Annotated in this window: 17 protein-coding genes; 8 read left to right on the top strand and 9 right to left on the bottom strand. The window is 63.1% G+C overall.

What is annotated here, in order from left to right; genetic code table 11:
- Positions 1-15: 15 nt before the first annotated feature.
- The 6 genes from CQ020_RS08020 to CQ020_RS07995 are packed head-to-tail and all read right to left on the bottom strand — an operon-like array spanning position 16 to position 7315.
- Positions 16-2097 carry an alkaline phosphatase gene (locus tag CQ020_RS08020; RefSeq protein WP_105691361.1) on the bottom strand — a complete coding sequence of 694 codons (2082 nt, stop codon included), beginning with the start codon at positions 2095-2097 and terminating at the stop codon, positions 16-18.
- Positions 2094-3185 carry a zinc-binding dehydrogenase gene (locus CQ020_RS08015; RefSeq protein WP_105691360.1) on the bottom strand — a complete coding sequence of 364 codons (1092 nt, stop codon included), beginning with the start codon at positions 3183-3185 and terminating at the stop codon, positions 2094-2096. Before CQ020_RS08015 ends, CQ020_RS08020 begins: the two co-directional genes overlap by 4 nt.
- Positions 3161-4834 carry a phosphonate ABC transporter, permease protein PhnE gene (gene phnE, locus CQ020_RS08010; protein WP_105691359.1) on the bottom strand — a complete coding sequence of 558 codons (1674 nt, stop codon included), beginning with the start codon at positions 4832-4834 and terminating at the stop codon, positions 3161-3163. The genes CQ020_RS08015 and phnE overlap by 25 nt, the downstream gene beginning before the upstream one ends.
- On the bottom strand, positions 4831-5646 hold the full coding sequence (gene phnC / locus CQ020_RS08005; RefSeq protein WP_105691489.1) for a phosphonate ABC transporter ATP-binding protein: 816 nt from the start codon (positions 5644-5646) through the stop codon (positions 4831-4833). The genes phnE and phnC overlap by 4 nt, the downstream gene beginning before the upstream one ends.
- A gap of 2 nt (positions 5647-5648) precedes the next feature.
- On the bottom strand, positions 5649-6605 hold the full coding sequence (locus CQ020_RS08000; protein ID WP_105691358.1) for a phosphate/phosphite/phosphonate ABC transporter substrate-binding protein: 957 nt from the start codon (positions 6603-6605) through the stop codon (positions 5649-5651).
- Positions 6606-6643: 38 nt separating this feature from the next.
- Positions 6644-7315 carry a phosphonatase-like hydrolase gene (locus CQ020_RS07995; protein ID WP_105691357.1) on the bottom strand — a complete coding sequence of 224 codons (672 nt, stop codon included), beginning with the start codon at positions 7313-7315 and terminating at the stop codon, positions 6644-6646.
- Between the two features lie 180 nt (positions 7316-7495).
- On the opposite strand from CQ020_RS07995, the gene CQ020_RS07990 reads away from it, so the two are divergent.
- Both CQ020_RS07990 and CQ020_RS07985 read left to right on the top strand, forming a co-directional pair.
- Positions 7496-8212: a GntR family transcriptional regulator gene (locus CQ020_RS07990; RefSeq protein WP_105691356.1), complete on the top strand. Its 717-nt coding sequence runs from the start codon at positions 7496-7498 to the stop codon at positions 8210-8212.
- On the top strand, positions 8206-9348 hold the full coding sequence (locus tag CQ020_RS07985; protein ID WP_105691355.1) for an alpha-D-ribose 1-methylphosphonate 5-triphosphate diphosphatase: 1143 nt from the start codon (positions 8206-8208) through the stop codon (positions 9346-9348). The genes CQ020_RS07990 and CQ020_RS07985 overlap by 7 nt, the downstream gene beginning before the upstream one ends.
- Positions 9349-9400: 52 nt before the next feature.
- On the opposite strand, the gene CQ020_RS07980 is transcribed toward CQ020_RS07985, so the two are convergent.
- Positions 9401-12130, bottom strand: coding sequence for an alpha-L-rhamnosidase (locus CQ020_RS07980; protein ID WP_105691354.1), 2730 nt, complete (start codon positions 12128-12130; stop codon positions 9401-9403).
- Between the two features lie 139 nt (positions 12131-12269).
- On the opposite strand from CQ020_RS07980, the gene CQ020_RS07975 reads away from it, so the two are divergent.
- Positions 12270-12977 carry a TetR/AcrR family transcriptional regulator gene (locus tag CQ020_RS07975; protein WP_105691353.1) on the top strand — a complete coding sequence of 236 codons (708 nt, stop codon included), beginning with the start codon at positions 12270-12272 and terminating at the stop codon, positions 12975-12977.
- An 18-nt stretch (positions 12978-12995) separates the two neighbouring features.
- On the opposite strand, the gene CQ020_RS07970 is transcribed toward CQ020_RS07975, so the two are convergent.
- Both CQ020_RS07970 and CQ020_RS07965 read right to left on the bottom strand, forming a co-directional pair.
- Positions 12996-14246, bottom strand: coding sequence for an FAD-dependent oxidoreductase (locus tag CQ020_RS07970; RefSeq protein WP_105691352.1), 1251 nt, complete (start codon positions 14244-14246; stop codon positions 12996-12998).
- Positions 14239-15543 carry an aromatic acid/H+ symport family MFS transporter gene (locus CQ020_RS07965; RefSeq protein WP_105691351.1) on the bottom strand — a complete coding sequence of 435 codons (1305 nt, stop codon included), beginning with the start codon at positions 15541-15543 and terminating at the stop codon, positions 14239-14241. Before CQ020_RS07965 ends, CQ020_RS07970 begins: the two co-directional genes overlap by 8 nt.
- 48 nt (positions 15544-15591) lie before the next feature.
- On the opposite strand from CQ020_RS07965, the gene CQ020_RS07960 reads away from it, so the two are divergent.
- The 5 genes from CQ020_RS07960 to CQ020_RS07940 all read left to right on the top strand — a co-directional run bounded on the left by CQ020_RS07960 (position 15592) and on the right by CQ020_RS07940 (position 20311).
- Positions 15592-16416, top strand: a complete 825-nt coding sequence (locus CQ020_RS07960) for an IclR family transcriptional regulator (RefSeq protein WP_105691350.1) — start codon at positions 15592-15594, stop codon at positions 16414-16416.
- A gap of 94 nt (positions 16417-16510) precedes the next feature.
- Positions 16511-17647: a cupin domain-containing protein gene (locus CQ020_RS07955; RefSeq protein WP_105691349.1), complete on the top strand. Its 1137-nt coding sequence runs from the start codon at positions 16511-16513 to the stop codon at positions 17645-17647.
- Positions 17647-18471, top strand: coding sequence for a fumarylacetoacetate hydrolase family protein (locus tag CQ020_RS07950; protein WP_105691348.1), 825 nt, complete (start codon positions 17647-17649; stop codon positions 18469-18471). The genes CQ020_RS07955 and CQ020_RS07950 overlap by 1 nt, the downstream gene beginning before the upstream one ends.
- Positions 18471-19232 carry a maleylpyruvate isomerase family mycothiol-dependent enzyme gene (locus CQ020_RS07945; RefSeq protein ID WP_105691347.1) on the top strand — a complete coding sequence of 254 codons (762 nt, stop codon included), beginning with the start codon at positions 18471-18473 and terminating at the stop codon, positions 19230-19232. The genes CQ020_RS07950 and CQ020_RS07945 overlap by 1 nt, the downstream gene beginning before the upstream one ends.
- 107 nt (positions 19233-19339) lie before the next feature.
- Positions 19340-20311: an aldo/keto reductase gene (locus CQ020_RS07940; protein ID WP_105691346.1), complete on the top strand. Its 972-nt coding sequence runs from the start codon at positions 19340-19342 to the stop codon at positions 20309-20311.
- Positions 20312-20352: the final 41 nt, after the last annotated feature.

Raw genomic sequence — 20352 nt, 5'->3', positions numbered from 1 at the left:
CCCGCCCCCAGACCGCTAGTGGCGGTGCCCGAGCTGCGTGGAGGTGGTGGCGACCTCGAAGATCCGTTCGCCGTCACGGTTGATCCACGTGGCTTTCAGAGTTGCGGGCTTCACAGTGGTGTCAGCCTCGATCCGGGCGAAGACATTCGGTTCAACCGCGCTGTGCACCAGCGCGGGATGCGGCACGTTGAGGCTCGCGATGGTGCGGTCGTGCAGTGGACTGACGATCCATTGCCAGAGGTCGTATCCGACGCGGGGCCCGTAGTTCAAGGCACGGGATACGTGGATATCGCCGCTGAGAAGGACGACGCCGGGAATCTCTTCGTCCTTGATGAAGTCGAACATCGCCTCGCGTTCGTGAGGGAAGGTACCCCAGTCGTCAGATTCCGCGTTCTGTTTGTCATCCCAGATCATTCCGCTGACAACCAGCTTGAACGTGGCGTCACTGGAACGCAGGGCCTTCTGGAACCACTGCCACTGCGTCGCACCCAGGCATGTTGGCTGTCCGACGTCGGCCCAGCTTGCCTCGGTCCGGCTGAACCACCGGGGGTCCAGGAGGAACACTTCCACGGGTCCGCGCCGGAAGGACGTGTAGACGCCTTCGCCGGCGTCGCGCCTGGTTTGCTGTTCGCCAGCACTTGTGTGACCGTAGCTGGCGTTGGCACGGTAGTCGACGAATGCCGTCCGGGTGTTGACCTTGCCCTTCACATCTCCCAGGCTGGCGTTGAACGCAAAGTCGTGATCGTCCCACGTGCCCCAGGTCGGAATGGAGCGGACCATCCGTGCCAGCTCGGGAACCTGGAGGAACTCGCGGTGACGTTGCCGGGCGAACTGCAGGTCTACGGAGTCGATGTACGGGGTATCCCCCATGAAAACAAAGCTGTCGCAACCCTCAGCCAGGATGCGGTCCCAGACGGCGTCCGAGCCTGACGGGGCACAGGAACCGACGCCCATGACCACCTTGGCCTTGGAGTTATCGGACGGGGCAGTGGTGAAAGCACCAATCAGTGGGGTGAACTCCGGATCGCCGGTGACGGGAACGATCGTGAACGTGTACCGCGTTCCGGGGTGCAACTTGTCCACTTCGAAGATCAGGCTGTAATCGTTCGCACTGGTGAGGGTAGCCTGGACCCGTTCTTCCTTGCCCTTCTGGTTACGGACCGTGCATTCCCACCGTGGAATGGCGTGGTGGTCCCGGCCGGGGCGAAGCCAGATGCGCGTGGTCCGATCCGTGGTGTGACCCACCATCGGTCCGGCGGCCGGGTCCTTGGGCTTGGGCGTGGGCACCACAGCCGGAGCGGTCCCTGCCTTGACGGAGGAGACGTATTTGGTCAGCGCAGCAAAGAACGCTTCGCTGTCTCCGACGGCGGCGGCAGGCTGGATGGCTGTACCTGCGGCGTTGAAGCACTTGTCGATGGTCAGGCTGGTGACCAGGAATCTGCCCTTTCCGTGCGCGCCCTCCAGGAGCGCGGGAGGCTTCGGGTTACCCCCGGGGGCGCAGGAGAGCAGCACCCGCATGGACTCCCAGTCCACCAACGTCTCCCAGCTGACACGGATCGTCGAAGCCCGATCACTCAGGACCCTGCCGTCGATCCCCGTCCTCAGCGCCGAGACGAGCGGGTGTTCCGGGGCCATCGCATAGATGGCGTCGTGGTCCGGGTCCGCGCGGGTAGCGCTCAGTGGCCCGGGCAGGTATGTGGCTTTGGGTGAGTATTGGTCGGACTGGGCCATGTCCAGCACCACGCCACCGGCTGCGACGAAGTCCCGCAGGGATGCCGACTGCGCTGCTACATAGTCAAGGTAGGTGGGCGCGTTGTTGGTGAAGGTGCCGAAGGCAATGACATCGACGCCTTGCGATGTGGCGGGCAGGCTGGGATCGAGAGTGATCACGGTTGCCCCGGCCCGCCGCAACAGCTCACCCAGGCCGGTTGCTTTGGTCCAGGGATCGTTGAACTCCAGCACTGCCGCGCGGATCGGCGCACCACCAGCGGCGTGCGCCGGGATCGACGCCGGGACGGTCGCAGCGATGGTCAACCCGGCCGTGGCGAGGCCTCCGCCAAGGAAGCCGCGTCGTCCAACTGATGTGTGGGTGGTCATGATGTTCTCCTTATTGTTCCAACGTTGGGGGTTACAGATTTCCTGAGTGATCGCCCGGTGGGCGGCTGCATGAGGAACGGGAGTTCTGCGAGGGCGCAGGGTTCCTCCACCAGCACGTCCCACTGGTAGGTGTCCCGTGTTTCATGGACGAAATCCATGGCCTCTTGAAGATGTTTGGGTTCGTAGTTGTGGACGCCGGTGACGGTCAGCAAGGATCGGACCATGCGTTCGGGGTCCAGCAGCACGGCCGGTCCGGGTGAGACTGACCCAGCGAGGACCATGCGTCCTTTGATGTCCAGGGATGCGAAGGCTGACTCCACTGCTTGTGTCGCGCCGGACAGGTCCACGGCGATGTCCACGGCAAGGCCCGGGCGGTCCTCGTTGGGTGCGGCTGCGTCGGTCGCTCCGAACTCCCGGGCCAGCGCGAGCCGTTCCGGATTGATGTCCCGGACATGCACGGCTGATGCTCCTCGGTGCTGGGCGACAGCGCAGGCAACGATTCCCAGCATTCCTGCACCACTGATGAGGACGCGTTTGCCAGCCAGGACACCGGCGGCTTCCATCACTGCCATCACCGTTGCGGTGGCGCAGGCGACGGGTGCTGCCGCTGCGTCGCTCACCGTCTCCGGGACCGACACCATGGTGATGCCGCGGCGAAGATGGATGTGGGACGAGTAGCCGCCTGACAGGCCCCAAACGCCGTCGAGCGGTTCATGGCCGGTCTTGAGCAGCTCAACGCATTTCGCTGTGACGCCTGCCCGGCATCTGGCGCACTGACCACAGGAGACAGTAACGCTCCAGATCACCCTGTCACCTGGCTGGAGTTCCCGTCCACGGAAGTCCTTCACCCCGCCAATGCCAATACTGGTGATCCTGCCAACGGCCTCGTGCCCAAGAATGCCGGGATGGGGTCCGGGACGTCGGCCCGAAATCGTGTGGATGTCTGAGCCGCAAATGGTAGCGAGATCAATGGTTGCCAGCGCCTCGCCATGGGCCAGGGTGGGCAGGTCCACCCTGAGGTTGCGGAACTCGCTTCCACCGGTCCAGACCTGGGCGGACGCTGTCAGCGGAAGAGTCTGCGTATCCATGCAGAGAGCCTTTCGATCGCGAAGACGATGAAGAAGATGATCAGGATGATGCTGCCGGCGATGTCGAAGTTGAGTGTGCGGACGGACTCCATGAGGAGGAAGCCGATGCCGCCGGCGCCAACAATCCCCAGAACCGTTGATGTGCGAATGTTTACGTCCAGCATGTATAGCCAGTGGCCTGTGAGTTGCGGCAGTGTTTGCGGGATGACGGCAGCGAACAGCACGTCCCACCAACTCCCTCCAGCCGCACGGACCGCCTCCAGCGGCCCGCCGGGGATTTCTTCCACCGAATCGGCCACGAGCTTGCCGAGGAATCCGATGGTTCCCACCCCTAATGCCATGGCGCCGGCCATGGGTCCAAGTCCGATGGCAGCAACGAAAATCACGGCCAGAATGAGCTCGGGGATGGCCCGAACGGCCAGGATGACGGCTCTGGCCGAGTGGTACGTGTAGACGGATGGCGAGACATTCCGGGCGGCCAGGATCCCAACAGGGATGGCCGCCGCCGCTCCGGCTGCTGTCGCCACGAGACCGATGGCCAGGGTCTCTCCCACCGCTTTCAGCAAGGCGTTCTGTACACCCTCCACCGATGGCGGCATCAGCCTCCCAAACACGGAAACAAGGTCCGGGAATTGCTTGATGGGCGCCAAGGGGTCGATGTTCAGGTAAATGACGGAAACCACGACGGCGGTGACGGTCGCCGCTGCGCACAGGCCACGAATCGTTCGCCCCTTGGTCCAGGGTGGCCGAAGGGAGGGGCCGGGCATCGCGGGCAGGGCGGCTCCATCGGATGCTGGATCGAGGAGCGTCCGCCGCAAGCCACTGGCAAGGTACTCCATGGCAGCGATGATGAGCAGGATGATCAGGATGATGCCCATGGCGCTCTGGTACATCAGACCGCGTAGGGCGTCCTGCAGGGCGAAGCCGATGCCTCCTGCGCCCACGAAGCCAAGGACTACTGAGGTCCGGAGGTTGATGTCCACCCGGTAGATGAAGGTGCCGATCCACGCCGGCGTGACCTGGGGCAGCACCGCGCTGACCAACTCGGCAAGCCGTCCGGCGCCGGTGGCCCGTACTGCTTCCCTGGGCCCTTCATCGATCTGCTCAATGGCATCCGCGAACAGCTTGGCCATCATCCCTACCGAGTGCAGTCCCAGGGCCAGGATGCCGGGCAGTACGCCGATCCCCAAGGCCCGCACAAACAGCACTGCGAACACGAGGTCAGGTATCGCCCTGCACATGGTGATGATCATGCGGGCCGCGTGGTGGACAGCCGGGTGCGGGGTGGTGTTCGATGCCGCAAGGAAGGCCAGTGGAATGGAAATGAACGTGGCCAGGACTGTCCCCAGCAGTGCCATCATCAGTGTTTCGACCAGAAGCTCACCCACTCGTGGGGGATCGTCCAGTTCGGGGGGAAGCATCCGTGCCAGGAGGTTGGCGACGTCGTCGAATCCGCCACCCAGCGCGCGGAGGTCGACGTCGATCTGGCGGGCGCTAAGGACCGTCAGGCCGGCGATTGCAGCCAAAGCGACCCAGAGAACAGCCTTTTCCCTGCTGAACGGTGGTCGTAGGGCGTCATTGGTGGACGCTCTCGCCTGGTTGCCGGGGATTGGAGCTGGTTCCGCCGCGGATTTTATTGCGGTTTTCATGCAGTGGTTCCGTCCGGGGCTGCCTCCGGCTGGAGTTGCCGGTATACGTTAAGGACGTCTTCGCGGGACAGGGTGGCGGTGGTGGAGTCGAGGACTTTTTCGCCGTCACGAAGTCCCACGATTCTGTGGGCCCAGTGCATTGCCAGGTCCACTTGATGAAGCGTGCACAGGACGGTGATCTTGTTCTCAAGGCAGATCTGGAACAGCAGGTCCATGACGTTTGCGGCGTTCTCGGGGTCCAGCGACGCTACTGGTTCATCAGCCAGGATCAGTTCGGGTTTTTGCATGAGTGCCCTGGCAATGGCCACGCGCTGTTGCTGCCCTCCGGACAGGGAATCCGCTCGTTGGAAGGCATGCTGTCCCAACCCCACCCGCGAAAGATGTGTCAGCGCCTCACGCCGCTGGGCGCGGGAGTAGCTGAGGATTCCATAACGTGGTCCTGGTATCCGGCCGGACGCTCCGATCAATACGTTCTCCAAGCACGTCAATCTGCCCACCAGGTTGAAGTGCTGGAAGATAAAGCCAATTCTGGAGCGGAGCTTGCGCATCTCGCGGCTGGTCATCCCATGGACCGGTTGGCCCAGGACCGTGGCCTCGCCGGCGGTGATGGGATTCAGCCCATTCAAGCATCTAAGGAGGGTCGATTTGCCCGAGCCGGAAAGTCCCAGCAGGACAGTGAGTTCACCGGGGGCTACCTCCAGGTCGATTCCCTGAAGTGCAGTGACCGGTCCGAAGTCCTTGCGGAGCTCCCGGACGCGGATGGCTGGTCCGGGTTGAGCGTCCGAGCCCGCGGTTGCTGCAGCCTGGGTCATGGTCACGGCTCGCACTTTTCGGATTTGGTGGTGAGGCAGACGTTACGGATGCCGTCGTAATCGGCATCGCCGGCCTTCACAACACCCCAGGCATGTTCGCCGGTAATCAGGCATTCCTTGCCGGTGCAGTATCCCTGGGACTCGAAGTAGTCGGCGTTGGCTTTCTCCGTGAAGAGAGCTGTCAGCTTGGCTACAGCGTCATCCCCGAGCTTGTTGCGAACCGCGAAGACAGAGCCGGGAATCATCTCGGATTTCCAGACTGATTTGAGCTCCCCGGCCTGCAGTTCCCCCTTGCCGGGGAGGGTGTCCTCCACCATGGACTGCATGGCAAAGCCCACCTCGCACTGCCCGCTCTTGACGGACAAAGCTGAGGCGTCGTGGCTGCCTGCGTAGATCGGTTTGAGCGCTTTGCTGATGTCGGCTTCCTTACCACTGGAGGCCACACCCGAACTGATCAGCCCGGCCGAGGGGTAGAGGAAGCCGGAGGTTGAGCCCGGATCAACGAAGCAGGTGTCCTTGCCCGCGAAGTCCTCGATTCCGGACACTGCGTCATTGCTGCCCTGGGTGATCCCCAGCGAATAATAACCGGCAGGGGTGTCCTTGGCTTTGGTCAGGGCGCCAAGCGGCTGGATGTCCGCCTTGTTGGCTGTTGCTATCACGTAGGAGAACGGGCCGAGGAAGGCTATGTCCACACGGTCCGCAATCATTCCTTCAACAATTCCGGCGTAGTCGCTGGCCTGTTGGAGCTTGACCTTGGAGCCGGTTTCGGCCTCGATCATCTTGATCAAGGGCTCGTAGGTTCCGGTGAGGTCGGTGGAGTTCTCATTCGGGATCGCACCGATGACGATCTCCGATGGGAACCCGCTTGACGGTTGCGGTTCGCTGGCTGAGGCGCATCCGGAGAGGAGCACCACGCTCGCCAAGCCAACTACTGAGGCGGTGAGGGCTTTGAAGTTCATGGGGAATCCTGTTCTGGTGGTTGGTGAGGGGGCCCGGCCTAGGAAAGCAGGACGCCGGGCAGTTCTGTGACGGAATTGAGAATGTGGGTGTGGGGCGCAGTCTGGAGGTCTTCCCTGGTGTGGGCGCCGGTAAGCACACCGGCCACTATCGATGCTCCAGAGCGCGTTCCGGCCAGCAGGTCGCTGGTGGTGTCGCCCGCCACTGCGATCTCGCGGACGTCGTCGATCCCGAAACGCAGCATCGCTGTCAGGATCATGTCCGGTGCCGGGCGTCCCCTGCCCGCATCGGCGGGGGAAAGTGCGTCATCCACCAGTTCTTCCCATCCGAGGGAGGTGATCAGGCGGTCCCGGGTGACAGGCGAGAATCCGGTGGTGAGGACAACCTTTACCCCGGCATCCCTCAGACGGCTGATGGTTTGGGCGGCACCGGAGATCGCATGAACTCCCAGGGAGGCGATGTTCCGTTCGTAGGCTGCCTCAAACATGCTGTTGGCTTTCCCGGCAGCCTCTGAGTCGCCGCCGAAGATCTCCATGAAGACATCGATCTTGCTCTGTCCCATGGTGTCCAAGGCGTACTGCACAGCATCGCGCGCTGCCGGCGAGCCAGTTGCGAGGCCCATGTCGGTGACCGCGGAAAGGAAGGATTCCTTGACGACGCCGCCGTCCTGGACTGTTGTTCCGGCCATATCGAGGCACACAAGTTTGATCATTGTTGGGACTCCTGAATGTTTGGTCCTGGGATGTTTAGCCATGCGCAGTGCAGCTGCATCCAGCATGCCCTTAAAAATTAATCTGTATAGACAGATTCTGGACCGTTTGCCGATTGTTCATCAGTCATTAATCCCTTATTTTTCAACGAACTTTGCGTGCAAGCAGGCTATGATTGGCCCATGCAGTCCGAACCTATCTACCTAAAGTTGTCCGAACAGATCATGGAGCAATTCTCCGATGTTCCGGCGAATCGTGCCCTGCCGTCGGAGCACGATCTTGGCAACATCTTCGGGGTCAACAGGCAAACGATCCGAGCCGCATTGGACGAACTGGAGCGACGCTGGCTTATCCGCAAAGTGAAGGGAAGCGGCACGTTCCGTACCCAGCGGTTTGAGTACCGGATCAGCCGCGATCTGGCCCCGTCCTTTACACAGACAGTTCGAGCCGCTGGCGCGGACCCCCGGACCATAAACTCCAAACCGGTGATACGGCAGGCAAGCCCTGAGGAACGCGACATCCTGGGGTTGGAGGCAGGTTCCAAAGTCACGGTTTTGGAGCGGGTCCGGTACATCGACGACATGCCCGTCAGTACGGCCATCTCAGTGCTTCCTTCCGCCGCTGTCCCCCGCCTGGCCGCCGTCCTTTCCGTCGATGGATCGTTGGATGGCGTCCTTCGCCGGCACTACGGCTACTTCCCGCACCGCCAATGGAGCCAAAGCCGCCTCTCATCGCCCCCCAACGAAATTTCCGAGACCCTCGGACTCAGAGGAAGGCCGCCGCAGATCCTTCTGCGCGGCCTGATCTCCTGCTCGGAGTCCGGGAAAAAACTGGAATATGTGGAGAGCTACCTCAGGCCGGACGTCTTCGATGTAGTGACGGAACTGGGCCAATGCTGAACAGCTACACGCTAGGACATGTCCGCGCCGTCACACCCGAGGGCATCCTCGAGGACCAGCTGATCAGGGTATCCGGCGGCGTCATCGAAGACATCGGCCCGCACCGCAACGGAACACGGGCCGACGTCGATGGACGCGGACTGCTCTGCCTGCCCGGCCTGGTGGACGTCCACAGCGACGCCCTTGCGAGGGAATACCGCCCCCGGCCCGGCGCCGTCGTTCCCGTTCCTCTGGCGCTCCACGCCGCCGAGAGCAACTTGCTCGCGGCAGGGGTCACCACCGCCTTCCACGCCATGTCCTTCCAGCTGAAGTCAGCCGTAGGCATTCCCATCAAGTCCCCGCAGGCACCGGAAATACAGCACGCTTTACAGACCTACCCCGAACCGAGAATGGACCATCGGGTCCTGCACCGGCTGGACGTTCGGTGCCCCGGAGGCATTGACCTCTTCCGCGAACAGCTCGCCGGTCAACCCGGTACCCCGCTGGTGTCCTATGAGGATCACACGCCAGGACAAGGCCAGTACAAGGATCGCTCGGTCATGGAACGGTGGCTGCAGGATGCCCAACAGATGACGCCGGCCAGCGCCAAGTATCACGTTGACCTGCTGGTGGCCGAAAGGGATGAGCAAATTCCCCTTCGGGAGCAGACCCTGGGGTGGCTGAGCAGCCTGGCCGCGGACGGGTCCATCAAGCTCATGGGGCACGACCCCACATCTCCTGACGAAATCGATGACCTCATCGCCCGGCACGCCACCATCGCCGAGTTCCCCACCACAGTCCTGGCGGCCCGGCATGCGGCCGCACGGGGCGTCGCCAACGTAGCCGGGGCACCCAATATCCTGCTGGGCGGATCCCACTCAGGAAATGTTTCTGCCGCAGAGTTGGCACAACACGGCGTCCTGCACATCCTGGCATCCGACTACCTGCCCTCGAGCCTGCTGCCGGCAGCCTTCGAACTGGCCAGGCTCGGCCACGCCACACTTTCCGCGGCCATCGGCATGATCACCGCTGCGCCGGCCGCCGCCACAGGCCTCCACGATCGGGGACAACTGGTGCCCGGCCTCAGGGCAGACCTCCTGCTCTGCTCAGACTCCTCCGAGTACCCACGCGTCACCCGGACGTTCACGGCAACATAAAAGGGAGCCGGTGACTGGAGCATTTCGGTCCGCTTCTTCAGCCGGTGGAACGCTAGTGGTGTGCATGCCTTGCTGTGCGATGAGTGCTGGGCCCCGGGCGGAGCCGTGTGCGTTCCGACCCGATTTCCAAGTGAGCATCGATTCCGAAGGGGATCTCGACGTCGATGTCTATAAACTCGGCTGCGCGGGTCCAACGCACGGATAGCGGGCCGTGTGGTGTGCCGATCGTTGCGGCGGCGTGCGAGAGACCGCAGCCCGTGTCCGGTGCGATGAGGACACTGTCGTAGCCAGGTGCGGTCGCCTGGATTCCCGCGATGCGCCGGTAGAGCCAATCGTCGACGCTGCCGTTCGCGTAGTGGTTCAGCGAAACAGCACGCGGGTTTCCCTCCGGATCGACGGCGTCCCACGACTCCCAAACCGTGGTGGCTCCACGGTCCACCTGATATAGCCAAGACGGCATCGCTGGTTGCCAGAGAAGGTCCCGTGCAATTTCGCGATAGCCTGCGTCCCACAGAACGTCGAGCAGGTAGGGGGTGGAGAGGAACCCGGTGTCCAGACGGCGCCCCCGAGCCTCCACAAGACGGGCCAGTTCCGCGGCCGTCTGAACGCGTACGTGTTCTGGAATCATGCGGAACGCGAGCGCGATCACATAGGGGCCTTGGAGTTCCACCGGCAAGTGTCCGTCGTCCGAGACGTACTCCTGCGCGAAGGCGGCTCGAACAGCGGCAGCTCGTTCCGCCAGCTGCACCGCTTCCGTTGGACGATCAAGGACCTCCGCGATTCCAGCGGCGATGGTGAGCGTTTGGGCCTGAAACATCGGAGCAAGGATCTCGCCGGTCAGCGCCGGAGCGATGCCAACACCCTCGTGGAAAGGGCGTCCCTCCAGGGTGCTCGGAGTGAGCCAGTCGCCGAAGTGGTCACCACTGTTGTAGAGCAAGGCCTGTCGTTCACGTTGGTCATGGTCCATCACAACGCCCTGGAGTGCCACCGGCAGCTCAGTGTGCGCTGCGATGCGCTGATACTCAACCCAGCGGAGGATCGCCTCGTAGTTCTCTGCAAGTACCCGCGTGTCACCCGTGCGCTCATGGAGCGCCCACGGGACGAAGGCAATTGCGTCGCTCCACCCGGCGGAGACAACCATTTTGCCAAAAACATCAGTGGCCGCGGCGTTCGCCTCCGCATCGAAGGGTGAACGGGGTGACACGATAGGGACCTGCCCATCCTCGAGCTGATCAGCACGAAGATTCGCCAGCCAGCGGCTGATGAACGGAACTACTTGGGCGTTGTTCGTCGAAGCGGGTGCGAACACCTGCAAATCCCCCGTCCAGCCAGCCCGCTCGCGTTGGGGACAGTCGGTCGGCACGCTAAGAAAGTTCGCCCGCTGGCTCCAGAACACGTTCTCATGGAGTCGATTCAGGCGGTCATCGCTCGAGGTGAAGGATCCTGTCACCTCAAGGTCGCTGGACAGGACGATCGCCGTCAGATCCCGAGGGCTCGGCGCGTCGGCCAGTCCCCTGATCCGGATGAATCGGAAACCGTGGAACGTGAAGGAAGGCTCAAACGATTCTCCTTCCGCCAGGCCGGCCGCGACGTAGACGTCGGTCTGCTGCTTATTGATACCGTCAATGTTCTGGAACCAGGCCCCGTCCGCGCCGAGCGTCTCCGTATGCTCAATCGTGATTTCCTGGCCGGCCTCAAGGGGATCGAAGCAAATGGCGATCCGCCCGGCGATGACTTGGCCGAAGTCCACGATCCATCCGTCTTCTGCATCCCTCTTGATGTGCAGCGCCGGCAGTGTGGCGACGCGGCGGACCGGTTCCCCGGTGAAAGGAACGAGCACTGCCGGGTCCGTCTCGGCCGTGGAGACCGGGGCCCACCCAGCGGTGTCGAACCCGGGCGCGCTCCACCCCTCCTGCAACCGGCGACGATCGAACTTCTCGCCAATGAACAGGTCCGAGTACTCCCACGGGCCCGGTGCGCTAACTGCGTTGTCAGAGGCTAGGACCTTCTTCGTGGATCCATCCTTAAAATCCAGGTGCAGCTGCCAGGTAACGCTGGTTTCGGAACCGAACTGCGCGCTGGAGCCGGTCAGCCCAATTCGGCCGGCCCACCAACCATCCGCCAAGGCGATGCCCAGCACGTTCCGGCCTTCAGCGAGGAGATCCGTGACGTCGTAACACTGCACGGAAATTCTGTGCTGATAGCTGTCGAAACCAGGGGCAAGGACCTCATCACCTACCGCGACCCCATTAATCTCGATCTGGTAGATCCCCTGCGCCGCGGCATACAGACGGGCCCTGGTAACACCCGCGGCGAGGCTGATCCCTTCGGTGATCAATTGAACGGGTCGGAGCCTGTCCGATAGCGGCTCCGCGGGTCCTCTGCCGGTGATCCAGTCCATCAACGACCATCGTTCAATCTGCGTCGGAGACTGCGCGGGACGGACCCACGGCGCACGCCACTGGGACGCATCGAGCAAAGCTGTTGTGAATTCGCTCTCCACCCAATCGGCGGGCCCGTCGCCTCTCACATCGGTCCAAGCACGGACACGCCAAACGTAGAGAGTATTCGACGTCAGGTCTGAGCCCTCGTACTCAACGAGCGAGGACTTCGCACCGGTGACGCGACCGGACCGCCACAGAACGTTCCCGTCCTTGGCCAATACCTCAATCTCGTAGGCCTGCTGGGCCGCCCCGATCAACCAGCTGAAACGCGGCCGGGGGACGGCTACCGCATGGGGTCGTTCGGCGTATTCGACTCTGAGGTTGTAGCACCCTGGCACGACCGCTCCTTTGCTGAGATCTCTATGGCCGTAACGAACGTAGTCGACAAAAACCTTTGATACAAGGTTTTCAAAAATAAAAACCTTTGGTGCAAGGATTTAGACCGCGGGTCCGTTCTGATCCGCGTAACCTAGGCCCATGACACGACAACGTACCCGCGGCAGTTACTCCGTTGGCGTGGCGCGCAAAGCCCAGATTCTCGACGCCGCCATCGCTCACTTTGAAGAGGTGGGCTACTCCCGCACGTCGATGGCTCGGATCGCGGCCGATGTGGGACTGACCGGCCCCGGCCTGTCCCACTACTTCCCATCAAAGGAGCACCTGCTGGTTGCCGCAGCGGAACGACGCTTTGACATCCTCAGCGACTGGGCGACTGACGACTGCGCAATTACGGACGGCACCCGCCCCCTGAGGAAAATGCTCCATCTGGCCGAGATGCTCCTTTCCAGACCAGGGCTCATTGAGCTCTTCGCCCTGATCTCCTCCGCGGCGGCAGATCCCACAACCCCAGCCCACGCCCTTTTCGTTGCGCGGTATGAGAGGGTCATCGCGGCTCTCCGTAATGGTTTTCAGGAGGGCGTCGACGCAGGAACCCTGAGGGCAGACGTGGACTACGAACAGCTAGCCCGCGAATGCGTCGCCGTGGCAGACGGCCTCCAGCTGCAATGGGTGCTTAGCGGCGGCACCATCGACCTCTTATCCCAGACGCGATCGCATCTCGAACGAATCGCACCAACAATCCTTGTCAGCGGCGCCAGGATCGATCTATCGATGCCGCCTTCAGCCCCCCGGTCACCTGCCGTGCCCGACCCGTTACAGGCCGTTAGTCGTCAAGCTGAGCTATGAACCCGCCTGAGAACAGCGTCAGGCAGGCAGTTGGCTGGCGACCCGCGGCGCTTCCTGTGCCGGCAAGCCCTCACCGGCCTGGCCATACAACCAGTCGTTGTACTGGAAGTCGTTGTCCGTCCGGCTCTTGAAGAGCAGATTGCGCAGGGTCCGGGCCAGGCCGGAAACGTGCCATGACTCGCCCCACACGCGGGCGGAACGCTGGACTCGTGCGGTACGAGCGGCGCGAGCGGAGTTGAACGCGGCAATAGCCTCATCCCACGCCGCAGGGTTGGTGCCCTCGGCGGAAAAGACGGTACCTACGGTGACGTCCTGAAGCACGGCGGCGTCTTCGAGTGCTTGGCAGGCGCCCTGCGCGAGGTACTGGAGCATGGGGTGGGCGGCATCGCCCATGAGGACCATGCGGCCGGCGACCCAGTTTTCGATCGGGTCGCGATCGTACATGGGCCAGCGGATGCCGGTGCCGAGGTTCGCGAGTGCCGCCTGCACAGCCGGGATGCAGTCCTTGTAGGCGGCCTGGAGCTCGTCCACTCCGCCGTATTGCTCTTCCCCGCGTTCAAAGGATGGCGATTTGAAAACAGCCACGGTATTCAGCAACTCGCCCTTACGCAGCGGGTACTGCACCAAGTGGCAATCCGGGCCAAGGTAAACCACCACGTCCTCAAGGTCGGTCGCCGGAGTCTCCGAGGTAATGGGCACGGTTCCGCGGTAGGCAACGTAGGCCGAGGAAACAGGCTCGTCAGAAGCCACCAATGGACGAAGCGTGGACTTCAGCCCGTCGGCTCCGATCACCACGTCCGCTTCATAATCCACACCAGCTTCTGTGTGCACTACGCCGCGGCCGTTCACGGTTTCCACACTGTCCACCATGACGTCGTTGATCAGCTTCACCCCGGCAGCTTCACATCCTTCGAGCAGGACGCGGTGGAGGTCACTGCGGTGAATGACCACGTACGGGGCGCCGTAGCGTTCCTCGAACTCGCCTCTCAGGGACTGCCGGGTGAGCTCCTCGCCGGTGACCGCGTCACGAAAGACCAAGTGCTTGGGCTGCACGCCGATCTCCAGCGCCCTTTCCAGCAGGCCCCAGCGCTTCAGGACACGGGAGGCATTCGGTGCCATCTGCAGGCCGGCGCCTACCTCGCCGAACTCGGGCGCCCGCTCTACCAGCGTGACGTTGGCGCCGTTTTCGCGGAGGGCCAGGGCACCTGCAAGGCCGGCCATGCCCCCTCCCACAACCAGGACATCAGTGGACGTGGTGTACTCAGGCATTGTTTGCTCCTTGGGAGTTGGTGGATTTGATCTTGAGTCCGACGGCGGCCAACAGGACCGCTGCGATGGCGGCGGCACCGGCGAACGCCAGGAAGTTGGAGTTGACGCCCAGCCCGGCGGCCAGGAGGAGGCCTCCCACCTGCGGCGCAACGACGGCGCCGATGCGGCCGGTACCGAGCGCCCAGCCGAGTGCGGTCCCCCGCAAATGGTCGGGGTAGTGACTGGCGACTGCGGCGATGATGAGGCACTGCGTGCCGTGGGTTCCGACGCCGGCGAGGACCAGAGCAAGATAGACAACGCTGACAGGTGGGCTGACCAGCAGGACAGCAAGTCCGACGGCGGCCACGGCGGCTGCCGCTATCGCCGTCGGAATCGGACCGAAGCGCGTGCCGGCCCACGCTGTGAGGACCGATCCGGCGACGGCACCGAGGTTCAGGGCTAGTGCGAACGTCAGCGCCGATCCCAGGTTGTAGCCGGCCAGCTGCATCAGGTTGGGCAGCCACGTGCCCAAGCCATACCAGGCGAAGAGCGTAGCGATGGTGGCCAACGCGAATAGCATGCTGACGCCCAGGTAGGGTGCGCGGAGCAGGGTGCCGAAACCGGCGGAGTTCTTGGACACTTTGCTTGCGGATCCGAGGCGGGCCAGTGTCTCCGGAATGTACTTCAAGCCCAGCGGCACCACGATCACGAGTGCCAGCACGGCCACAAGGAACATGGCCTGCCAACCGAACGCGGGAATAAGGGGGATGCCAACGAGCGCGGCGATTGAGCCGCCGATCGGGACCCCGGACATCATCAGTGTGGCAATAGTGGAGCGCCACTTGGCGGGAACCAGCTCGGCCACCAATGCGTTGGCGGACGGCACCAAGCCCCCGAGCCCGATGCCGGCGAGCAGTCGCAGAGCACCAAACACGGCCGCATTGGGTGCAAAGGCGCAGAGGATGGTGAAGATCGAGAAGACGATCGCGCATCCGAGAATGGTCTTGCGACGCCCCCAGGAGTCGGCCATACGACCGGCGAAGATTGCACCGATCATCATGCCCAGGAACGCCATGGAGCCAATGGTCCCGGCGGTAGCCTTGCTCAGCCCCCACCCAGTGTCGGAAATCAGGGAGGACTGCACCGTGCCGTAGACAATGAGGTCGTAGCCGTCGAAGACCACCAGCAGCCAGCACACCAGGACGGCAAGTGCCGAGCCCTTGGAGAAGCGCGGGTCGCCGTGAGTAGTGGGAACATCGGCGGCGACCGTTCCGGATGATGACCGCCGCGACTCTGCAGCGGGAAGTGTGTGATTCATCCCATCACTCTCAGGTGAACCACAAGCGAAGGGCCATACAATTCTGTTGTGCAGAACAAACCGGGATCCCAGGTCAGTCGGAGGCCGCTGCAGAAGCGGCCCACGTATTCCATCGAGGCCGTAGACAACGCCCTGCAGCTCCTTCAATTGCTCCGGGACGGTGGCGCGCTGCGCCTCAAGGACGCAGCGGCAGAGCTTGGGGTGGCACCGTCAACGGCTCACCGGCTCCTGGCGATGCTCGTTTACCGGGGCTTCGCCGTGCAGGATGAGAGCCGCCGCTATGTACCGGGCCCGGCAATGGGCGTGGGGCCGGCCGGACTTAGCTGGACCCGGCTGCTGCGGGACCTCGCGCAACCCCATATGGAACTGCTGTCATCGCGGCTTGATGAGACGGTCAACCTGATGGTCCGCGTCGGCACCAAGGTCCGTTTCCTTGCCACAGTGGAGGGCGGCAACGTTTTGCGGATCGGGGATCGCCAAGGCACGGTGATGCCAGCCAACAAGACGTCAGGCGGCAAGGCGATGCTAGCCGAGCTCGAGTCGCCCATGATTGAGCAACTCTTCCGGAGCCACAACGCTGAGATCAGCGGCGACACCGTCCCCGACAGCGAATTTCCAGCGTTCCTCCGCGAGTTGGAGACCACCAGGAACAGAGGATTCGCAGCTAATTTTGAAGGCACCGAGGAAGGCGTCAGCGCCCTGGGCATCGCCGTCCACAACCGGCAAGGAAGAGCGGTGGGAGCTTTGAGCGTCGCCACGCCTGCCACGCGGTTCCGGAAAGTGTTCGACGCCGGATTGGTCGCCGCCCTGCGCGAAACCTGCCGGCAGTTGGAGATCGACATCGCAGCCAACCCGGCCGATGCGGAGCAGTAAATTCTGTAGAGCAGAATCTTCTGGGAGTCTTGGCCAAGCCTTCCTAGGGTCGATCTAAACAAGAAGCTGTTCGCACCCTATTGAGGAGGCACCCGTGTCAATCAGCGCCGAGAACACGACTCACGAATCCGTGGCCGCCACCCACGCCCTGCCGGAGCCGACCCCCGAGGAGCAGATACAGCTGGAGCAGCTCTACAAGGATTTCGACAAAGAGAACCTGATCCCACTGTGGACGGAGATCGGTGATTTGATGCCGATGGTGCCCACGCCGAAGGCTGTCCCGCATGTATGGCGCTGGAATGATTTGTATCCGTTGGCTGCCCGTGCCGGGGATCTGGTTCCGGTGGGCCGGGGTGGTGAGCGGCGGGCCATAGCCCTCGCGAACCCCGGCCTCGCTGGCACCCCGTATGCGACGCCGACGTTGTGGGCCGCGATCCAGTACCTGGGCGCAGGCGAAGTGGCACCGGAGCACCGCCATTCCCAGAACGCGTTTCGTTTCGTCGTCGAGGGTGAAGGCGTGTGGACGGTGGTGAACGGGGATCCGGTAGCGATGCGCCGCGGTGATTTCCTGTTGACCCCGGGCTGGAACTTCCACGGCCACCACAATGACACCGACCAGCCTATGGCGTGGATCGACGGCCTCGACATCCCGTTCGTGCACTACGCCGATGCCGGGTTCTTCGAGTTCGGCACCGAACGCGTCACCGATGAAGCGACCCCGGACATTTCCCGTTCCGAACGGCTCTGGGCGCACCCGGGCCTCCGCCCCCTGTCCGGACTGGATGACACCACCAACTCCCCCATCGCCGCTTACCGCTGGGAACACACCGACGCCGCCCTGCGTGAGCAGCTGTTGTTGGAGGACGAGGGTCACCCGGCCACGGTGTCACAGGGCCATGCCGCTGTCCGGTACTCGAACCCGACCACCGGCGGGGACGTCATGCCCACTATCAGGGCCGAGTTCCACCGCCTCCGCGCCGGTGCTTCCACCGAGCCGTTGCGTGAGGTTGGTTCCAGTGTTTGGCAGGTCTTCGAGGGCATCGGCACCGTGGTGTTGAACGGTGAAACCAAGCAGCTGGCCAAGGGCGACCTGTTCGTGGTCCCGTCCTGGCAGGAATGGTCCCTGACGGCCGACGCTGACCAGCCTGGGTTTGATCTGTTCCGCTTCAGCGACGCCCCCATCTTCGAACGACTGAACTTCAACCGCAGCTACACCAAAGGACGCAAGTAATGAGACTCCTCACCCTCCGCACTCCCGCTGGAACGAAGGCCGTCCGCCAGGACGGCGACACCCTCACCGAGATTGACGGGTTCGCCGACGTCGGCGCGCTCCTGGCCGACCCCGCCTGGGAAACCACTGCGAAAGCGGCCAACGGCGCAACGCACGCCCTCGACGGCGCCGACCTCGCCGCCGTCGTGCCGTCACCGGGCAAGATCATCTGCGTGGGCCACAACTACCGCAACCACATCAAGGAAATGGGCCGCGAGATCCCCGAACACCCCACTTTGTTCGCAAAGTACAACGAATCGCTGATCGGCCCGAACGATGACCTGGCGCTGCCGCAGGAATCGGACACCGTGGACTGGGAAGCCGAACTCGCCGTGATCATCGGCAAGGAAGGCCGCCGCATCGCCGAGGCCAACGCCGCCGAGCACATCGCCGGATACGCGGTCCTGAACGACATCTCCATGCGGGACTACCAGTTCCGCACCATCCAGTGGCTCCAAGGCAAAACGTGGGAGAACTCCACCCCGTTCGGCCCGGCCTTGGTCACCAAGGACGAATTCACCGCCGGCCCGCTCATGACCTCCGCAGTCGACGGGGAAATCCAGCAGTCCACCCCCACCGGCGACCTCGTCTTCACCCCCGAGTTCCTGGTCTCCTACATCTCCACCATCATCACCCTGAACCCCGGTGACGTGATCGCCACCGGCACGCCCGGCGGTGTGGGCCACGCCCAGGACCCCAAAAGGTACCTGCAGGAAGGTCAGATTCTGGTCACCACCATCGAGGGCCTGGGCCAACTGAACAACCGCGTGGTCAAGGAAGCCTGATGGCAGCCCGCCACGACCTCACCACCGATCCGCGCCTGCAGGAAGAACTCCTGCAGGCGCGGCGAGGCACCGCGTTCTTCGCCCGCAAACTGAACGAACTCACCGATGCAGAGCTCGACGGCGGCACCCTCCTTCCGGACTGGAACCGCCGCCACGTCATTGCGCACGTGGGCTACAACGCCCGCGCGATCGCTCGCTTGGTCGAATGGGCTGCCACCGGAGTGGAGACGCCCATGTACCCCTCCGCCGAGGCACGAAACCAAGAAATCAACTTCGGAGCCACGCTGTCTCCCATCGCGCTGAGGAACCTGTTCGACCACTCCGCCGTGCACCTGTCCGTCGAATGGCGAGACCTCCCGGAAGCGAACTGGGCCAACGAAGTCCGCACCGCCCAAGGCCGCAACGTCCTGGCGACGGAAACAGTGTGGATGCGCACCCGCGAAGTATGGATCCACTCCATTGACCTGGCCAACGGAGCCACCTTCAACGACATCCCCACCACAGTCCTCGAACGACTCCTGGGCGACATCACCAGCGCCTGGAAAACCCGCGGCACAGACACCGGACTCCTCATCAAAGTCACCAACACTGCCGGGAACGGCACCGACCTCACGCTCGGCGACACCACCGCCACAGACCCAACGATCATCACCGGCCCCCTTCCCGCCGTCGTCGAATGGGCCACAGGCCGCGGCAGAAACGGGATCGCTGCCTTGGGGGCAGCAACCGCTACCGTCCCAGCCGCACCGACGTGGATCTGAGTCAAGAGCACCCGCCAGACATGGTCTGACAGGTCCTGTTTCGAAATGCGGAACCCGCCTAGGTTCGAAGGAGACAAACATCCACCGACCTGAAAGCAGGACTTGCCATGGAATACACACGACTCGGCAGCACCGGACTGAAGATCAGCCGCCTTGCCCTTGGCTGCATGAGCTACGGTGACCCCTCAACGGAGAATTCCCACCCATGGTCCTTGAACGAAGATGCGGCCGGACCGTTCTTCCGTCAGGCACTGGAGCTGGGAATCACGTTCTGGGATACGGCCAATGTTTACCAGGCCGGCACGTCCGAGGAGATCGTTGGGCGCGCCATCAAGCAGTATTCACGGCGTGAAGACGTGGTCCTCGCCACGAAGGTTCGTGGAAGAATGCATGACGGCCCTGGCGGCGAAGGCCTCTCACGCAAGGCCATCCTGGAGCAGCTCGATGCCTCTTTGACCCGCCTGGGCACGGACTACATCGACCTCTATCAGATCCACAGATTTGACGATGACACCCCGGTGGAAGAAACCATGGAAGCTCTCCACGACGTGATCAAGGCCGGTAAAGTCCGCTACATCGGCGCGTCCTCCATGTATGCCTGGCAGTTTGCGAAGCTCCAGCACGCAGCAGAACGTGGCGGATGGACCACGTTCGTGTCCATGCAGAACCAGTACAACCTCTTGCGTCGCCAGGACGAGCCCGAGTTGATGTCCATGTGCGCTGACATGGGTGTCGGACTTGTGCCCTACTCTCCCAACGGGAAAGGTCGGCTCGCCCGCCCATTGGGTGAACAAAGTACCCGTTCAACCACCGACAAAGTGGTTCAGGCGTTCGACAACGACTACGACGGGCCCGTCATCAACGCCGTGCAAGCTGTGGCCGACGCCCGCGGCGTCACCATGGCCCAAATCGCTTTGGCGTGGGTGCTTCGAAATCCCGCTGTCTCAGCGCCCATCGTTGGCGCCACCAAGCCACACCACCTCCAGCAGGCCGCTGAAGCGCTGTCGCTGACATTAAGCGACGAAGAAGCCAAAGAACTCGAGGCTCCCTACGTCAACCACGGACCAGCATGGTACTAACAGGTCCTCCCAGTTCCCACAACACGAGACATACCCTAGGA

It is taken from the genome of Arthrobacter sp. MYb23 (assembly GCF_002979775.1).
Lineage (GTDB): Bacteria > Actinomycetota > Actinomycetes > Actinomycetales > Micrococcaceae > Arthrobacter.
Note: the sequence above shows the minus strand (reverse complement) of the source record. Positions and strands in the feature narration are given on the sequence as shown.

What these genes read in the sequence shown, in the direction of transcription:
- CQ020_RS07970 (WP_105691352.1), bottom strand. Translation starts at nt 14,246, where the DNA reads ATGCCTGAGTACACCACGTCCACTGATGTCCTGGTTGTGGGAGGGGGC.
- CQ020_RS07990 (WP_105691356.1), top strand. Translation starts at nt 7,496, where the DNA reads ATGCAGTCCGAACCTATCTACCTAAAGTTGTCCGAACAGATCATGGAG.
- CQ020_RS07940 (WP_105691346.1), top strand. Translation starts at nt 19,340, where the DNA reads ATGGAATACACACGACTCGGCAGCACCGGACTGAAGATCAGCCGCCTT.
- CQ020_RS08000 (WP_105691358.1), bottom strand. Translation starts at nt 6,605, where the DNA reads ATGAACTTCAAAGCCCTCACCGCCTCAGTAGTTGGCTTGGCGAGCGTG.
- CQ020_RS08015 (WP_105691360.1), bottom strand. Translation starts at nt 3,185, where the DNA reads ATGGATACGCAGACTCTTCCGCTGACAGCGTCCGCCCAGGTCTGGACC.
- CQ020_RS07965 (WP_105691351.1), bottom strand. Translation starts at nt 15,543, where the DNA reads ATGAATCACACACTTCCCGCTGCAGAGTCGCGGCGGTCATCATCCGGA.
- CQ020_RS08020 (WP_105691361.1), bottom strand. Translation starts at nt 2,097, where the DNA reads ATGACCACCCACACATCAGTTGGACGACGCGGCTTCCTTGGCGGAGGC.
- CQ020_RS07995 (WP_105691357.1), bottom strand. Translation starts at nt 7,315, where the DNA reads ATGATCAAACTTGTGTGCCTCGATATGGCCGGAACAACAGTCCAGGAC.
- CQ020_RS07950 (WP_105691348.1), top strand. Translation starts at nt 17,647, where the DNA reads ATGAGACTCCTCACCCTCCGCACTCCCGCTGGAACGAAGGCCGTCCGC.
- CQ020_RS07975 (WP_105691353.1), top strand. Translation starts at nt 12,270, where the DNA reads ATGACACGACAACGTACCCGCGGCAGTTACTCCGTTGGCGTGGCGCGC.
- CQ020_RS07985 (WP_105691355.1), top strand. Translation starts at nt 8,206, where the DNA reads ATGCTGAACAGCTACACGCTAGGACATGTCCGCGCCGTCACACCCGAG.
- CQ020_RS07945 (WP_105691347.1), top strand. Translation starts at nt 18,471, where the DNA reads ATGGCAGCCCGCCACGACCTCACCACCGATCCGCGCCTGCAGGAAGAA.
- phnE (WP_105691359.1), bottom strand. Translation starts at nt 4,834, where the DNA reads ATGAAAACCGCAATAAAATCCGCGGCGGAACCAGCTCCAATCCCCGGC.
- phnC (WP_105691489.1), bottom strand. Translation starts at nt 5,646, where the DNA reads ATGACCCAGGCTGCAGCAACCGCGGGCTCGGACGCTCAACCCGGACCA.